At 44.5% G+C, this 15923-nt stretch carries 15 protein-coding genes; 10 read left to right on the forward strand and 5 right to left on the reverse strand.

The annotated features are described in order from the left end of the window. Window positions 1-92 precede the first annotated feature (92 nt). The 5 genes from HFELIS_RS07390 to prpB all read left to right on the forward strand — a co-directional run bounded on the left by HFELIS_RS07390 (window position 93) and on the right by prpB (window position 7268). Window positions 93-2669 carry an ATP-dependent Clp protease ATP-binding subunit gene (locus tag HFELIS_RS07390; RefSeq protein WP_013469927.1) on the forward strand — a complete coding sequence of 859 codons (2577 nt, stop codon included), beginning with the start codon at window positions 93-95 and terminating at the stop codon, window positions 2667-2669. Between the two features lie 9 nt (window positions 2670-2678). Beyond that, window positions 2679-4433, forward strand: a complete 1755-nt coding sequence (locus HFELIS_RS07395) for a methyl-accepting chemotaxis protein (protein WP_013469928.1) — start codon at window positions 2679-2681, stop codon at window positions 4431-4433. A gap of 55 nt (window positions 4434-4488) precedes the next feature. Beyond that, complete coding sequence (locus HFELIS_RS07400; RefSeq protein WP_041302892.1) at window positions 4489-4785, forward strand: DUF5666 domain-containing protein; 297 nt, start codon at window positions 4489-4491, stop codon at window positions 4783-4785. A 135-nt stretch (window positions 4786-4920) separates the two neighbouring features. Next, window positions 4921-6387, forward strand: coding sequence for a 2-methylcitrate dehydratase (prpD, locus tag HFELIS_RS07405; protein ID WP_013469930.1), 1467 nt, complete (start codon window positions 4921-4923; stop codon window positions 6385-6387). An 8-nt stretch (window positions 6388-6395) separates the two neighbouring features. Then, window positions 6396-7268 carry a methylisocitrate lyase gene (gene prpB / locus HFELIS_RS07410; protein ID WP_013469931.1) on the forward strand — a complete coding sequence of 291 codons (873 nt, stop codon included), beginning with the start codon at window positions 6396-6398 and terminating at the stop codon, window positions 7266-7268. On the opposite strand, the gene HFELIS_RS07415 is transcribed toward prpB, so the two are convergent. The 5 genes from HFELIS_RS07415 to HFELIS_RS07435 all read right to left on the reverse strand — a co-directional run bounded on the left by HFELIS_RS07415 (window position 7265) and on the right by HFELIS_RS07435 (window position 11092). Beyond that, a complete protein-coding gene (locus HFELIS_RS07415; RefSeq protein WP_013469932.1) occupies window positions 7265-8386 on the reverse strand; it encodes a membrane protein in 1122 nt (373 codons plus the stop codon). The genes prpB and HFELIS_RS07415 overlap by 4 nt on opposite strands. Before the next feature lie 63 nt (window positions 8387-8449). Next, window positions 8450-9364: a DMT family transporter gene (locus HFELIS_RS07420; RefSeq protein ID WP_013469933.1), complete on the reverse strand. Its 915-nt coding sequence runs from the start codon at window positions 9362-9364 to the stop codon at window positions 8450-8452. A gap of 18 nt (window positions 9365-9382) precedes the next feature. After that, window positions 9383-10048: an outer membrane protein gene (locus HFELIS_RS07425; protein ID WP_013469934.1), complete on the reverse strand. Its 666-nt coding sequence runs from the start codon at window positions 10046-10048 to the stop codon at window positions 9383-9385. After that, window positions 10038-10223, reverse strand: a complete 186-nt coding sequence (locus tag HFELIS_RS07430) for a hypothetical protein (protein ID WP_013469935.1) — start codon at window positions 10221-10223, stop codon at window positions 10038-10040. The genes HFELIS_RS07425 and HFELIS_RS07430 overlap by 11 nt, the downstream gene beginning before the upstream one ends. A gap of 2 nt (window positions 10224-10225) precedes the next feature. Continuing rightward, complete coding sequence (locus HFELIS_RS07435) at window positions 10226-11092, reverse strand: class 1 fructose-bisphosphatase (RefSeq protein WP_013469936.1); 867 nt, start codon at window positions 11090-11092, stop codon at window positions 10226-10228. 156 nt (window positions 11093-11248) lie between these two features. Here HFELIS_RS07435 and HFELIS_RS07440 point away from each other — a divergent pair, with 156 nt between their 5' ends. Genes HFELIS_RS07440 through HFELIS_RS07460 form a run of 5 tightly spaced genes read left to right on the forward strand, consistent with a single transcriptional unit; the run spans window position 11249 to window position 15910 of the window. After that, window positions 11249-12283 (forward strand): D-alanine--D-alanine ligase, encoded by a 1035-nt coding sequence (locus HFELIS_RS07440; RefSeq protein WP_013469937.1) that lies wholly within the window; start codon window positions 11249-11251, stop codon window positions 12281-12283. Then, on the forward strand, window positions 12283-13002 hold the full coding sequence (locus HFELIS_RS07445) for an alpha/beta fold hydrolase (protein WP_013469938.1): 720 nt from the start codon (window positions 12283-12285) through the stop codon (window positions 13000-13002). The genes HFELIS_RS07440 and HFELIS_RS07445 overlap by 1 nt, the downstream gene beginning before the upstream one ends. Continuing rightward, window positions 13002-14462 carry a Mur ligase family protein gene (locus HFELIS_RS07450; protein WP_013469939.1) on the forward strand — a complete coding sequence of 487 codons (1461 nt, stop codon included), beginning with the start codon at window positions 13002-13004 and terminating at the stop codon, window positions 14460-14462. The genes HFELIS_RS07445 and HFELIS_RS07450 overlap by 1 nt, the downstream gene beginning before the upstream one ends. A 9-nt stretch (window positions 14463-14471) precedes the next feature. After that, window positions 14472-14963, forward strand: a complete 492-nt coding sequence (locus HFELIS_RS07455; protein ID WP_013469940.1) for an HIT family protein — start codon at window positions 14472-14474, stop codon at window positions 14961-14963. Between the two features lie 11 nt (window positions 14964-14974). Beyond that, window positions 14975-15910, forward strand: coding sequence for a ribose-phosphate pyrophosphokinase (locus HFELIS_RS07460; protein WP_013469941.1), 936 nt, complete (start codon window positions 14975-14977; stop codon window positions 15908-15910). Window positions 15911-15923 lie beyond the last annotated feature (13 nt).

Genomic DNA, 15923 nt, shown 5'->3' on the forward strand with positions numbered 1-15923 from the left:
TTGTTTGTGCTTTAGTAGCGTCTTCTTTTTGTGCCTTTGCGATTAACTAAAGTGCCATATAATTATGGCACTACTCACACTTAAGGATGTCCATGCACAGCCCTAATATCTTTGAAAAACTCACCCATTCTCTTCAAGAAAGCTTAGATCAAGCCCTCTCGCTTGCCCTACACGCACATAATCAAGAAGTCCATCCGCTCCATGTGGTTTGGGCGTTGTTGAGCAACACTCAGTCTCTCTTAAATCAGGCATTGACAAAAATGGGGGTGGATAAGTCCGCGTTGGAATTACAAACCAAGAGTCTTGTGGACAAATTACCCAAGAGCTCCCAAGTGAGCGCGCAGGGTTTGCAGTTGAGCAAAGAGCTTTTAGATGCCCTGCACAAGGCTCAGGGCTTGAGTGTGCAACAGGGAGATAGCTATGTGGCTATTGACACATTTTTAATCGCCAATAGCACTCTCTTTAAACAACATTTTGCCGGGCTTGTGGATGCGCTCGAGCTTGTCAAAACCTTAGAGAGTCTGCGCAAGGGGGTTAAAATTAACCAACCCCATGACGATGCCAATTTGGAGGCTTTGGAAAAATATGGCATTAATCTTACAGCTAAGGCGTTAGAGGGCGCGCTCGATCCCGTGATTGGGCGTGATGAGGAAATCTTGCGCATGATGCAAATTCTCATCCGTAAAAGTAAGAATAACCCCATTTTGCTAGGAGAGCCCGGAGTGGGCAAAACGGCGGTTGTGGAAGGCCTAGCCCAGCGCATTGTGAAAAAAGAAGTCCCTCTCTCCTTACAACATAAGCAGGTGGTGGCACTGGATTTAAGCTTGCTCATCGCGGGGGCAAAGTATCGGGGCGAATTTGAAGAACGGCTTAAAAAGGTCGTTGAGGAAGTGAAACGCTCGGGGAATGTGATTCTTTTTATTGATGAAATCCATACCATCGTGGGGGCGGGGGTGATGGAGGGGAGTATGGATGCAGCCAACATTCTAAAACCCGCCCTCTCTAGGGGCGAATTGCACACCATTGGCGCGACCACTCTGAAGGAATACCGCAAGTATTTCGAAAAAGATGGCGCGCTAGTGCGCCGTTTCCAGCCCATCAATATTGATGAACCCAGTGTGCACCAGACTTTGCAAATCCTCAGAGGTCTTAAGGAGAGTTTAGAAGCACACCATAATGTGAGTATCACCGATGGCGCGCTAGTGGCCAGTGCTAAACTCTCCCAACGCTACATCCCCCAACGCTTTTTGCCCGATAAGGCGATCGATCTCATCGATGAGGCTGCTGCTGAGCTGAAAATGCAAATCGAATCTGAACCCTATGCCCTCTCTAGCATTAAACGACAAATCCAAAATCTCGCTGTGGAGGAACAAGCTCTTTTGATGGAAGAGAGCGCTCAGAACAAGCAACGCTTAGAGGAAGTCAAAAAGGAATTAGAGAGTGCTAAAGAAGAATCCCAACGCCTAGAGGCGCAGTTTGAAAATGAAAAGGGTGTTTTTAAATCCATCGCTCAAGCTAAGACACAATTAGAACAACTCAAAAGAGAATCTGAGAGAGCGCGCGCGGTGGCAGATTTTGAGCGCGCAGCCAAGCTAGATCATGGTGAGATTCCCAATCTCACCCAAGAGATTCAAAACCTAGAAGCCAAATGGGGGGATTTACAAAAAAATGGTTCTCTTTTACAACATGCCGTTACTAAGGATCACATCGCGCGCGTGATCAGTCAGTGGACACAAATCCCCGTGTCTAAAATGCTCCAAGAGGAAAGAGAGCGGGTTTTACACATTGAAGAGGAACTTAGAAAAAGTGTAGTGGGTCAAGAAAACGCCATCTTGGCGATTGCTAAAGCGATCAAGCGCAACAAGGCAGGGCTAGATGATAGCACAAGACCCATTGGGAGTTTTTTATTCTTAGGTCCTACAGGTGTGGGAAAAACACAGAGTGCCAAGACGCTGGCCAAATTCCTTTTTGATAGTCAAAAAAATTTTATCCGCTTGGACATGAGCGAATACATGGAAAAGCATGCGGCAAGCCGTCTTGTGGGCGCGCCTCCGGGTTATGTGGGCTATGAGGAGGGGGGGCAGTTGACCGAGTGGGTGCGGCGCAGTCCCTATAGCGTGATTCTCTTTGATGAAGTAGAAAAGGCGCATCCGGATGTCTTTAATCTTCTCTTACAGGTTTTAGATGAGGGGCATTTGACGGATAACAAAGGGGTCAAGGTAGATTTTAAAAACACTATCATCATTTTGACAAGCAATATCGGGAGTGAAAAAATCATTGAAATCTCCGATCCCGCCATGCAAAAAAAAGCGGTCCAAGAGAGTTTGCGCGCCTATTTTAAACCCGAGTTTTTAAACCGCTTGGATGATATTGTGATTTTTGAGCCACTGGGCCAAGCAGATATTGTTAAAATCGTAGGACTTCTCTTTGCAGAAATCCAAAAAAAAGTTGCCGAAAGAAATATTATTTTGGAGCTGACAGAACAGGCTCAAGAGTATATCGCTAAAGTGGGCTTTGATCCCATCTATGGCGCTAGACCGCTCAAGCGCGCCTTAGCTGAACTCATCGAAGATCAATTAGCCACTCTCATTTTAGAAGGCACACTAGAAGAGGGGCGCGTGATCTTCGATCTTCAAGGAGATAGCGTAGTAGCAAATAGAATCTCTTAAGGGGTAGTCATGCGTTCTTTTTCCTTAGGTAAACAAATTGTGGCTTTGTGGGTGTTGACTACCATTGCAATGGTAACAACTCTGCTTCTTTTTGCGCAGAATAATAGGGCTTCTGTGGAACAGATCAACCAACTTGTCAATGAAGATTTGCAAAAGCTTTTGGCTGAAAAAATCCAACTCGCTACAGATGTGTTAGCGCACACCATCGCCCAAGCTCTCAAAGATAATCAAAGTTCTGAGGAGGCAAAGAAGAAGTATATCGCTATGATATTGCGTGGGTTTCGCTTTGAACAAGATCGATCGGGGTATTTTTTCGCGTGGGATAGACATAAGTCCATTTATTCGGCAAACCCCTCATATAAGGTAGGTCAAGATTTCAGAGATATGAGCGATATTAACGGTGTTCATTATATTCAAGAACTTTATAAAACAGCGATGAAGGGCGGAGGTTTGGTTTATTATGTTTCCCCAAAACCCCTCCCCGATGGCCAAACACGCCTCACTGAAAAAGTTTCCTATGCCCAAAAGATTGAAGGCACGGACCATTGGTGGATTGGTGTTGGGCTTTATATGGACAATATCAAGCAACGCACTCAGGCCATCACTCAAACCCTCGAAGATAGTCTGATGCGTAAATTTTATCTGAGTATTTTTATGGTTTTTCTCTTTTTTGCCTTTGTAGTTGTGCCTCTCTACTATCTTTTTTACCGCAGAATTACGGGCAATATTAGCGCCCTTAATGGCGGTCTTAAAGATTTTTTTGCATTTATCAATTACAAAAATCAAAACGCGCCTAAAATCATTGCCCTGCGCTCCAAAGACGAATTAGGGGAGATGGCACAAGCTCTCAATCAAAATATGCAAGAAGCCTCGACTTATCTACAGGCTGATCGCCATTTTTCTAAGGAAGCTCTTATGGTGCTCAATGGCGCACGCACAGGAGATTTTACCCAAGACATCCAATCTACAGCGACCAATCCAGAACTCCAACACTTAGGGAGCAATCTCAACGCTTTTTTGAGTTTCCTCAATACAATTTTTCAAAATATCTCTAACGCCATCCAAACTTATTCGCAGAATGATTTTAGGATATTGATAGACACCGGCAATTTACAGGGCAGGTTCTTGAATTTGGCCAACAATATCAACACGCTCCAAAACAGCATTGTGAATTCTTTAAAACACTCTTTAGACATTGCCAATGCTCTTTATCAAGAAACTCATACTCTCAATGAAGCCATCCATGCGCTCCAAGATGCTTCCAAACAACAAACAAGCTCTTTGGAGCAAACCGCTAGTGCCATCGATCGCATCCGTGAATCGATGCAAGATGCAAATACTAGGAGTAAGGACATTATTGAACAATCTGAGGGGATTAAAGATATTGTTGCGATCATTGCCGAAATTGCCGATCAAATTAATCTCCTAGCACTCAATGCTGCTATAGAAGCCGCGCGCGCGGGCGAACACGGACGCGGTTTTGCTGTAGTGGCTGATGAAGTGAGGAAATTAGCCGAGAGAACACAAAAATCCTTAAGCGAGATTGAGAGCAATACCCAAGTGCTCACTCAGAGCATTAACGAAGTGGCCGCTGCAATTGAAATCCAAACTCAAGGTATCACAGAAATCAACACAGCCATGGGGGCTTTAGAGGAAACCATGGCGCACAACGCCAAGATCGCCACCACTTCATCCTCCATTAGCGAAAATGTGCAACGGATCGTTCAAAATATCTTGGATGAGGCGCATGGTAAGAAATTTTAAACTATTTACTTTTTCTATGTATACTCAATTTAATATCATTATGGGAAGGGTTTTGATGAAAAAAATCTTATTGAGCTTGTGTGCTTTGGGCGCGCTTTATGCTTCTGATTTTAAGGGCGTCATTGAGGATATTAACTACGCCAACAAGACTATTTCTGTTGGAGGCATGGTGATTGGTGTCATGCCTTACACTAAAATTGAACAAGATTCATGTGGCATGGGTTGGGATAGTGATAGGCGTTTTGCAGACCTCAAAAAGGGTGATTTAGTCAAAGTGGATTTGATTCATAATCGCGACACTCCGATCGCTGAGGAAATTGAAATCAAGTGCATGAAACATCGGGCATACTAGGGGTCTGAAGACTTGTCAATATTTTCTAGGAGGGGAGAGCAGGTGGTCGCCTTTTTCCTATCTGCTCTAAAAAGTCTTTTTACGATTTTTTCCCTAGTTTGGGGGTTTATCACAATTCACTTTTAAGGATGCAAAATGTCAAACATGGGTATTTTGGAGAATGTTAAACCGGATTTTGACCCTCTACTCTCTACTTTGGCGCGTTTTGTGTTGGATTATGAAATCGCTTCGCCTTTGGCTTATGAGAGCGCGCGCTTAAGCTTCATTGATTCTATTGCATGCATGCTCTTTGCGCTAAAACACCCTGAATGCACCAAATTACTAGGACCTAGTGTGCCCGGAGCAGATTTTAAACCCTTAGGGAGCAAAGTACCCGGCACTTCTTACCAACTTGAACCAGTGCGCGCTGCTTTTAATGTGGGTTGCATGGTGCGCTGGTTGGATTTTAACGACACTTGGCTAGCTAAAGAGTGGGGACACCCTTCAGATAATTTAGGGGCGATTTGGGCTTTAGGGGATTATTTAAGCCGTTTGCACCGCACTCAAGGCAAAATTCCTCTGAAAGTCAAAAATATTTTAACTGCTATGATTAAAGCGCATGAAATACAGGGGGTTTTAGCCTTAGGGAATTGCTTCAATGTGGAGGGGCTAGATCATGTTCTTTTAGTGCGCATTGCTAGCACGGCTGTAGCTACAGGAATGTTAGGTGGGAGTTTTGAGGAAGTGCGCAATGCGATCTCAAACGCCTTTGTAGATGGGGGTAGCTTGCGTTGTTATCGCCATGCACCTAATGCGGGCTCTAGGAAATCTTGGGCAGCTGGGGATGCGAGCAGTCGGGGTGTGGATCTAGCTCTCAAGGCTTTCAGTGGCGAAATGGGTTACCCCTCTGTTTTGAGTGCGGCTTATTGGGGCTATCAAGATGTCTACATGAAAAACCAAAATGAGAGGGGTGAGGTGTTGCACCTGCCCCAAGAGTTGGGAAGCTATGTGATGGAAAATGTCCTCTTTAAAATCTCTTTCCCCGCAGAGTTCCACGCCCAAACAGCAGTAGAATGCGCCCTAAAACTCCATCTGCAAGTGCAAGATCGCCTAGAGGAGATCGCCAAGATCGAGATCACCACTCAAGAATCAGGCCATCGCATCATCAACAAAACTGGTCCTCTGCATAACTACGCCGATCGGGATCACTGCATCCAATACATGGTAGTTTATGCCCTAATTTATGGAGGTTTAGACGATCGATCTTATAGCGATGCATGCGCTAACGATCCGCGTATCGACACTCTAAGAGAACTTTGTGAAGTCAATGTAGACGATCGCTATACAAAAGAGTATTTAGACCCAGACAAACGATCCATTGCTAACGCCGTGCAAATTTACTTTAAAGATGGGAGTTGCACAGAAAAAATTGAAGTCCACTATCCCATTGGGCACAAAAAACGCCGTGCAGAAGGCACGCCTTTACTTTACGATAAATTTAAACGCGCTGTGCATGGAGTTTATGCGCCTAAGCGGGCTAAGCAAATCGAAGAGATTGTTTTTCATGAAAAAGCTTTGTTGGACATGGATTTTGACAGCTTCTCGGATCTTTTTGCTTTTTAGGGAAGCTCATGCGTGCAGGAGAGCGATTTAGAAAGGCTTTAGCCACGCATGCGCCCTTGCAAATTGTGGGCACGATCAACGCCTACCAAGCCCTGCAAGCCCGCAAGGTAGGACACCATGCGCTTTACCTCTCTGGAGCGGGGGTCGCTAACGCCTCTTATGGTTTGCCCGATTTGGGCATCACAGGCCTAGAAGAGGTGTGTGTTGATGTGCGCCGTATCTGTGGGGCGTGTGATCTTCCCTTAATTGTGGACGCTGATACGGGCTTTGGACCTGCCTTTAGCGTGGCTAGAACGATTACACAGCTTATTAAAAGCGGAGCGGCAGGAGCGCACATTGAAGATCAGGTTAGTGCTAAGCGCTGTGGACACCGCCCTAATAAAGAATGTGTTGAGACCTCTGAGATGTGCGATCGCCTCTACATGGCTAATAAGGCTAGAAAACTCGATCCTAGCTTTTATCTCATCGCGCGCACAGACGCGTATGCTAAAGAGGGCTTAGAGGCTACTATTGCGCGCGCGCAGGCTTACATAAAAGCGGGCGCGGATGCGATTTTTGCTGAGGCTTTATCAAGCTTGGAGGAATATAAGGCCTTTGTGCAGGCCCTAAAAGTGCCTATTTTAGCCAATATTACCGAGTTTGGGCGCACGCCTCTTTTTAGTTTGGAGGAACTAAAGGGGGTGGGAGTAGAAATGGTGCTCTACCCTTTGAGCGCATTTAGAGCGATGAACAAAGCCGCTTTAGAGGTGTATGAGGATTTAAAGATTAAAGGCACACAGCAAGGACAAATTGAGCGCATGCAAACCCGACAAGAATTGTATGAAACCCTAGATTATTACAGCTATGAGGCGCAGATAGATGCGCTATTAAAACGCCCTTAGGGTTTGCGCACCAAATTATAGCTGGCTACAATCTTGTGTTTATAAGAGATGTTGATGTCAGCGGGTTTGTTAGATTCGATTAAAAAGATTTTCCCCCCTTCGTTGATGTCATAAAAGCGCAGTCTAAGAGCCATTTTGGGCGAAAAGGTGTGGATCTCTTGTATCCCCCTCTCTTGCAACGCTGTGGCTAATTCCTTGACAATATAATGTGTGCGCACCATAGGATTATACCCTCCCCATAGAAAGAAACTCTCTAAAATTAGAGTGCCAAAGATAAGGCTATAGCGGATACGATAATGGGTTCTAAAAACGGGCAAGTGCACACGGATACTTGAAAGCGCTTGTTTTAGAAGAATGGGAATGCCTAGCATTCCATAGGTGAGGAATTGGGGGGGGAGTTCTTGACGCAAGGAAAAAATCAGAGGCAAACAAAATCCTATAGCCCCCACTAAACCTATCAAGCTATCTTGTTTGCGTTTTTTAATGACCTGCGTATAGAGAGCATAGAGATAATAGAGGCAAAGACAAGGGGAATAAAGCACCAACATGACAAAACAAGTGTCCAAAAAAAAGCCCTGAGGCGTGCCAAAAATAGGTTTAAAATAAAGCGTATTGAACAACAGCGCTACACCCACGCTAAGAGCTTTGTAATAAAGTTTATGTTTGAGAGTGTGGAGTAGAAAGGCAGTTAATAACACCATGCAACTTGAATCTCCCCACGCCAATAAAACCACTAGCACATAAAAATAACGGGTGTTGAAAAGCAAAATTGCCCATAAAGCCACGCTTAGGAGCAAACTCACCTTGCCCAAGAGAATCGCCCCTAATTGCACCCCGGGCAAGAGCGCAAAGGTGATCGCGCTCAATAGAGGATCATAAGTTCGTTTGGGTTGCAGTTTGCTACTGAGCACATAGATCAAAAAGACATTGAGGGCATGCAAGAGCAGACTAGGGAGTCTTAGAGCAATATCTTTAGAAATCCAAGCAGAAGAAAAGTTCACAAAATGATGCAGGGCTTGCAAAAATAGGCGATCGGCAAGGTAAGTAGGCGTGCTGAAGTAAAATAAGGCTTCTTTGTAACTTATTGATATCAGGGAGCTTTGGTAAATCCCTAGCAATAAGTCTGCGCTAATGAAAAAGATTAACAGCGCTAAGCAGGAGGATTTAGAGGTAAAAATGGGCTAACCTTGCGCCTTTTTACTCTCAAGCACAATAAACACACCAGAGAGCACAATTAAAATCATGCCAAAAAGTTGTCCCATATGGATATGCGGATCGCCTAACAACATCCCAAAAATAAGTGCCCAAAAAATACGGCTATAATCCACCGGAGAGATAAGGCCAGCTGGGGCAATCATATAAGCCTTAGTGATAAAACACTGCCCTAGCGCACCGCTCAAGCCCGTGCCAATCAAGAGCCATAAATCCCAGTGCCACCAAGGTCCCTCAAAACGCATGGGGTGGTAACCTGAGGCAAAAGGGGGAATGTGCACAAACATACCCGCAAACCCTATCAATGTGAGCGATGCAGAGAACACCACAATCACAAAACCGCCATCATAATATTCTTTGAGTTTATTAAGACTGACATAGGCACAAGACACCATCACCCCAGAGAGCACCCCAGAGAGCACCAGTCCCCAAGTGAGCCCGCTTGTGCTAGGATTGGCCACCAATCCCACGCCCAAAATCCCTAGCAGAGCTGCCACAATGAGTTTCCAGCCCACTTTTTCATGAAGGACCAACCACGCGATCACAATAGCATAAATGGGGGCGGTTTGGCTAAAGGCAATAGCTGTGCCTAGTGGCATGCAAGCGATGTTGTAAAAGATTAAAATCATGCCCGCTTGGCCGATGAACACGCGTGAAATTAACAAGCCAAGCCCTCCGGGTTTGTGGGCTTTGAACGAAAAAGGTTTGATGTAGTAGAGAAGACCTAAAAAAAAGAGCATGAAAAAAGAGCGGTAAAAAACGCCCTCCATCGGTGAATAATAAGAGCCAAGCATTTTAATCAGGGCGTTAAGCAATCCAAAGCCTAAAGCCCCCAAAGCCATGTAAAAAATACCTAGGCGTAAAGAAGAAGCAGGCGCGCTCAAAGTAATCTCCTAACACTCCTAAAAGGCAAAGACATATTGCACATATAAAATCGTATTTCTTTGAAAAGTGATCCCGCTGGTTTTGCCCTTGATCACATCTTTAAAGTAAAAATTATGCAAGAGGGGGATTTTTACACCTATTTCCATGCCATGGTGACGGTTCATATTGACTCTAAGCCCCCATTGTAAGGGCAGTTGAAAATAACTAAAATTGACCGCCGCATTGGGGTAGCTAGCCACAAGCTTTTTAAACATTTGATCTTGATTACTGGTCCATGAACTCCCCCCAAGGCCAAAGCCAGCAAAAATTCCGGCTTGAACACGCACATTATCTAAAAAATCAAACAAGTAATCGATCCCCACCCCATAGGCATTATTATTGAGCTCTAAACCCGCAAAAGTGGGGCTAGCATAGCCGTAATTATAATAGACATAGATTCGTAAACCATTGCGCCTTTGTGCGCGAAAGAAACGCTTATAGCCAAAACGCAGGGCCGCACCATACATGCTACTCTGCCCGGGCGTGATGCTTGCCCCATCTGGCAGGGGAAAACTTCCTGTGAGCGTGGTTTTCAAAAAGCTGTATTGAAACCCTGCTGCTAGAAAAATGCCATTTTTTTCTGCCTGCAAGCCCCCGATGACACAACAAAAAAAACCAAGAGTTTTAAGAATTTTAGAAATCAAAGCTACCCTGCTGTCCCTTATTCATACTAGCATAGACGCTTTGCACAAAAGCTTGGCGATCTTTGCACTCCAAAACCAAACTGCATTTCAAGCACGATCCAACCCCCTTACGCTTTTGGCAGGCCTGTATCTTTTGGCGGTTTTGTTGAAGAAGCTCTTCAAAGTTGATTTCCATGCTTAGGCCTTAAGAGCTTGCATCTCCACTTTTGAGCCTAAAAAACAAGGGCTCTTGGCATGCAAACTCTCTAACTTAGTTTCTAAAAGCCTTTGCTGACTGGTTCCTACCAAGCCCACGCCTCCGGCCTGCTCAATCACAAAGGCTAAAGGATATACCTCAAAGAGTTTGCGTAGTTTTCCCTGAGGCGCGTCTTTAGTCGCAGGGTAGCAGAAAATCCCCCCCTGTTTGCTCAATAAATGGTGCACATCAGCCACCATACTCCCACTATAGCGCAAGCGATACCCCTGTTTGAAAAAGCCCTCTAAAAACGCTTTGTAGGAGGTATCAAAAAATTCCCAACTCCCGCCCGGAGCGATGTTTTTTCCTTTATCTTTGAGAGTCAAGGGACTTTTTTGCGCCCATGTGTGATGGATCTCATCGTAAGAATAGTGCGCGACTTTGCCAGCCACAGCGACCACTAATTCCAATTTAGCCCCATAGAGGATATATGCGCCCATTTGGATTTTTTGCGCGATATTGGAGTCTGCAAAATCCTTGGCTTTGTAAATACCAAAAATACTTCCTACCAAAAAATTCGCCCCCACCACACTAGAGCCATCTAGGGGATCAAAGGCCACTAAGAAATCTCCCTCCTCTTTATAGTGCGCCTGCTCTCTCTCCTCGCTCATCACCCCAGCCACAGAGGCAAGTTGTAAGAGATGATCAAAGATCAGGCGATCCACCTTCACATCTAAATCTAATTGCAGATCAGCAGTTGGGTTAGTATTTTGGGTGTAGTGCGCATCACTACTTTTGATACTTTGATACACCGCCACACCTATACTCTGTAGGGCTTTTAAAAAATCATGTTGTACTTGGGAGTCCATAGCGATCCTTGATGGGATTTTAACTTTCATTCTAGCATGAAAGTGTGTGGATTAGTATAGGATTTTCCAAGCCATCTGATGCGCCTGCGTAGATTCTATTTTATATCTTTAAAGGGATTTAGTTATAATGCCCGGATTGTGAGTTAAAGGATACGCTTGGTTTATGGGGTTTTGTTTGGTGGAGTGAGCTATGAACATGAAATCAGCATTGTGAGCGCGGTCGCGCTTAAGGAAGTTCTAGGGACCAAGATTGAGTGTTTTATTTTTTTGGACGGGGCGCGGAATTTTTACCTCATCTCTTCTAAGGATATGCGATCTAATTTCTTTGCCAAAGGGCAGTATAAAAAATGCCCCAAACTTGTTTTAAAACAAAATGGTTTTTACATGCAAGGGTTTTTAGGAGAGAAACAGCTCAATTTTTCCATGTTAATTAACCTAGTGCATGGGGGCGATGGTGAAGATGGCAAATTGGCTTCTATGCTGGAGTTTTTTAATCTGCCCTTTATTGGTCCTAGAGTGGAGGCTTGCACTGTAAGCATGAACAAATACTTCACTAAAATGTTTGCCAAAGAGAGAGGGGTTAAAGTTCTCCCCTATGTCTTCTTGGATAGCCATGACAATAGCGCGCTAGAAAATCTGGATTATCCTCTCATTGCCAAGCCTAATCATTTGGGGAGCTCCATAGGCATTAGCGTGATTCACGAGCCTAAAGATGTCGCCTACGGGTTAGATGAGGTGTTTGAATTTGATTCTCAGGCGATTGTAGAGCCTTTTAAAGCCGGAGTTAAAGAATACAATTTGGCCGGGTGCATGGGACAAGATGGGGAATTTATCTTTTCTATGATCGAAGAGCCCACCAAGAAGGAATTATTGGGTTTTGAGGAAAAATATTTAGACTTTGGGCGCACACAAACAATCAGCAAAGCTAATATCAGCCCTCATTTAGAGCTTCAAATGCAAAATGCGTTTAAAAAACTCTACGATCCCTTTTTTATAGGCGCGTTAATCCGTTGCGACTTCTTTGTGATTGATAATGAGATTTATCTCAACGAAATCAATCCAATTCCCGGAAGTCTAGCGCATTACCTCTTTGAAAATTTTAGCCATGTGCTTGAGAGTGTGCGCTTGCCCATTTCTCAGCATATCCCCATCACCTACCACTACATTAATAAAATCCAAAAAGCCAAGTAATGCCCAAACGCCATGTTTTCTACAAAGGGCAGGGTTTTGAAGTTGCTTATGATGTGCACAATAAGGAACTTTCAAAAAGCATGGTTTTTTTGCATGGCTGGGGGAGTTCTAAAGAATTGATGCAAAGTGCCTTTAAAGCCTATTTTACAGACTACAGGCATTTTTACCTAGATTTGCCCGGATTTGGGAAAAGCCCCAATCATGTTTTTCTCACCCCAGCAGACTACGCGCACATTGTGGACGCTTTTTTTGAATCTTGGGGCATTACACCTAACTTAGCCTTAGGGCATAGCTTTGGAGGCAAGGTGGCTACTCTGTGCCAAAGTCAAGATCTCATTCTTTTAAGCACGGCGGGAATTTTGCTCCCCAAACCCCTAAAAACCCGTTTTAAAATTAAGCTTGCCAAATGTTGTAAAGCTTTAGGGATTCGCTTTAGTGCGCTTAGAAGCGTTGATGCAAGAGATTTAAGCCCGGTGATGTATGAAATTCTTAAATTTAGCGTGCAAGAGGATTTTAGCTCTGCTTTTAGCGCATGCGCTAAAAAGACTTTGATTTTATGGGGCAGAGAGGATCGCGCCACGCCCCTACTTGCAGGGGAGCGCGTGGCTCGTTTGATTCCTACTAATCAATTTGAAGTTTTAGAGGGCGATCACTTCTTTTTTTTAAAGCAAGGCGCGTTGGTGGATCGCTATAGTTGCGTATATTTTAAGGGGGCTTGATGGGCGTTTTGGAATTGGGGACAATATGGGTTTTTGTATTGGGTCTAAATTACTATTTTATGACTCTGTTGCAATGGTATCATTACAGCCCTTGGCGGGTGTTTACCAAGCATCATAAATGGCGTTGGCACATCTATCACATGGGTCTGCCTTTGGGAGTGTTTGTGATCGCTCATATCCAGCATTGGGAGATCGCTTTTTATGTTTTTGTGGGGATTGTGCAGCTTCCATGGTTATTTTGGTGGGCCTATAAACTAGATAAAAGACTCGTATTCACGCCCCGCGTGGGGCGCGCTTTTGCTCTGCTTGTATTTTTCTTATTGGTGGATGCTCTCTTGTGTCATTTTTATGGACATGCAAGTTTTTGGCGTGTTCTCTTATTGATGGTGTTAGCTCAAATGGGAGCAATAGGGTTTGAAAAAATTTGCGCGCGGGGTTATGTGCAATTAGCCAAAAATAAAATTTTAGGCATGAAAAATCTTAAAATTCTTGCCATTACCGGGAGTTTTGGAAAGACTAGCGTGAAAAATTATCTCTATCAAATACTCCAAAGCAAACACATTATCTATAGCTCTTTGGGGAGCACTAATACCCTGTTAGGTCTTAGTCAAGACATCAATCAAAATCTCCCTGAAAACACCACACTATATATTGCCGAAGCGGGCGCGCGCCAGCCCGGAGATATTGCAGCCATTAGTCAACTTCTCAACCATCATTACGCTGTGATTACAGAGGTGGGCGCACAACATATTGAATACTTTAAAACCCTAGACAATGTGATCAAAACCAAAGCCGAGCTTTTAGAATCGTCTCGTTTAGAGCATGCCTTTTGCCACCATAACGAAGCCTTAGAAGAATTAATCTCACAAAAAGACAAGATCACTTTTTATCCCGGGCAAGTCAGGCGCGTTCAAGCCACCTTAGAGGGCACAAGTTTTGAACTTTTATTAGGAGAACAATGGGCGCGTTTTGAGAGCAAGATTTTAGGGGCCTTTAATGTGGAAAACATCACCTTAGCGGTCATGGTAGGGTTTTATTTTGGCATTCCCATAGATCAACTCCAGCGATCGGTCGCCAAACTCAATCCCGTCCCACACCGCTTGCAAGTTTTACACCTCAACGATAAAGTGATCATTGATGATGGTTTTAATGGGAATTTAAAGGGCATGCTCGAGGCGGTGCGCCTCTCTAGTTTGTATGTAGGGCGTAAGATCATCGTAACGCCCGGGCTTGTAGAAAGCGATGAAGAGTCCAACACCACTTTAGGCAAAGCCATCGATCAAGTCTTTGACATCGCTATTCTCACGGGCGAACTCAATGCCGCCACACTAGGCAGGGTGATTAATAGGGCTCAAAAGATTTTCTTGAAAGATAAGTCCCAGTTAGAACAACTTTTACAAAGCGTTACTCTTGCCAAAGATTTAATCTTATTTGCCAATGACGCTCCCAATTACATTTAAAGGAAAATAATGCAACGCCTCTATGCGCCTTGGCGCAGTCCTTATTTGCAAGGGACAGATTCACAAGATTGCGTGTTTTGCGCCATTAGCAAAGCCCCTCATTTGGACACCACTAACCATGTTTTGCACAGAGATGCGCATGGGATAATTTTGATGAATCGCTACCCTTATAATCCCGGACATTTCATGGTGATCCCCCACCAACATGTAGACAGCCCTGAACTTTTGAGTTTGCAAGATTGGCAGCACTTGCAACAACGCATTTATGAGGGCGTGCAACTTCTCTATGACTTTGGCGCATCGGGAATCAACATGGGTTTTAATCTCAAGGATGCGGGTGGAGCCGGGATTGCCGCGCATTTGCATGGGCATTTAGTGCCTCGTTTTGCCAAAGACACCAATTTTATCAGCGTGATTGGGGATACACGGGTATATGGTGTGGATTTTGAAGCCATTTACCAAACTCTCAAAGAAAAAGCCAAGTCTTATTTCACTGCTTAAGGAAAGAGCGTATGCGGACACGAAGTTTTAAAATTTTTAGCGGGAGCGCGCACCCTAGTTTTGGTAAGGAGGTCGCCAAACATTTAGGCGTGGGACTCTCTAAGGTTGTTTTAGGGCGTTTTAGTGATGGGGAGATCAATGTGCAAATTAGCGAGTCGGTGCGCGGGCGTGATGTTTACATCGTCCAGCCTACTTGCGCGCCTGTGAATGATAATTTGATGGAGCTATTGGTCATGGTGGATGCTCTGCGCCGCAGCTCGGCTAATTCGATCACAGCTGTAGTGCCCTATTTTGGCTATGCCAGACAGGATCGCAAAGCTGCTCCCAGAGTGCCCATTAGTGCTAAACTTGTAGCTGATCTCATGCAAACCGTGCGCATCGATCGTTTGATCACTATGGATTTGCATGCCGGACAAATTCAAGGATTTTTTAACATTCCAGTAGACAATCTTTACGGCTCGATCATCTTTAGAGATTATATTTGCTCTAAAGATTTTAAAAACCCGGTGGTAGCTAGCCCAGATATTGGTGGTGTGGCGCGTGCGCGTTATTTTGCTAGCCAGCTAGGCATGGATTTAGTGATTGTGGACAAACGGCGTGAGAGGGCCAATGAATCAGAAGTGATGAATATTATCGGGGAAGTGCAGGGGAAAGATATTATTTTAGTCGATGACATGGTGGATACTGCCGGGACCATTTGTAAAGCAGCTAGCATGCTCAAAGAAAGAGGGGCGCGCTCAGTGATGGCCATTGGCACGCATGCAGTTTTAAGCGGGAATGCCAAAAAGCGCATTCAAGAAAGCGCGCTAGATGAGGTGGTGGTGAGTAATTCTATCCCCCTTAAAGGGACTCATCCAAAAATTACAATTTTAAGTGTTGCGCCTTTATTTGCAGAGGTGATTCGGCGCGTTTACCACAATGAGAGCGTGCAGTCTCTCTTTGTATAATTTGGCAAAAGGA

The organism is Helicobacter felis ATCC 49179, from assembly GCF_000200595.1.
Lineage (GTDB): Bacteria > Campylobacterota > Campylobacteria > Campylobacterales > Helicobacteraceae > Helicobacter > Helicobacter felis.